This is a genomic window from Bartonella sp. AA56HLJMS (assembly GCF_042197145.1).
Classification (GTDB): domain Bacteria; phylum Pseudomonadota; class Alphaproteobacteria; order Rhizobiales; family Rhizobiaceae; genus Bartonella.
On the sequence record NZ_JBHIRL010000117.1, the window covers coordinates 1 to 538 of the forward strand.

General features: G+C 41.1%; 2 protein-coding genes. Both read right to left on the minus strand.

The annotated features are described in order from the left end of the window. Positions 1-50: 50 nt before the first annotated feature. Positions 51-275 carry a tail protein X gene (locus tag ACFINI_RS10240; protein WP_375648064.1) on the minus strand — a complete coding sequence of 75 codons (225 nt, stop codon included), beginning with the start codon at positions 273-275 and terminating at the stop codon, positions 51-53. Next, a partial coding sequence (locus ACFINI_RS10245) for a phage tail protein (RefSeq protein ID WP_375648065.1) occupies positions 272-538 on the minus strand: 267 nt, incomplete at its 5' end. The genes ACFINI_RS10245 and ACFINI_RS10240, both read right to left, overlap by 4 nt.

Below are 538 nucleotides of genomic sequence, written 5' to 3' on the forward strand. Positions count from 1 at the left end.
CAGCATTCTTGTGATGTCCTCTCCATTTGCCATCACTGTGCAAAAAGGTTTCATGATTTGCTACCCCAAATTCTGATCACTGGTGTGGCTTTCGGATAGGGGAGGGACGGCAAAACTATGGTGATGCCTGCTTTTAAAATGGGTCCATAGTCTGCAAGACCAAAATTTGCTGCATAGACGCGTTCAACAGCAAGGGCTTGTTGACCCTTTGCATAGTATCTCCAGCAAATGGCATCAACCATATCGCCTTCTATTGTTACGTAAAGATTACTCATAGCTCTTCACCATATTCTCTCAATTTTATTGTAAATTCTTGTTTTTTTGGGGTGCCATTATGATGAAAAATGCTTTGTTTTTCCTCTACAGAAAGAATGACAAACTTACCTAAGATTTTGCCTTGACCAGTCACAAGAATGTGAGGTCCTTCATGTGCCATTTGCCGTAAATATTCGAGCTGTCTATGACCACCTTTGAAATCTGGATAAATCACACCAGTTAAAGAAAATTCCGCATTTGCAACGGCAGGCAATTGAAGAGC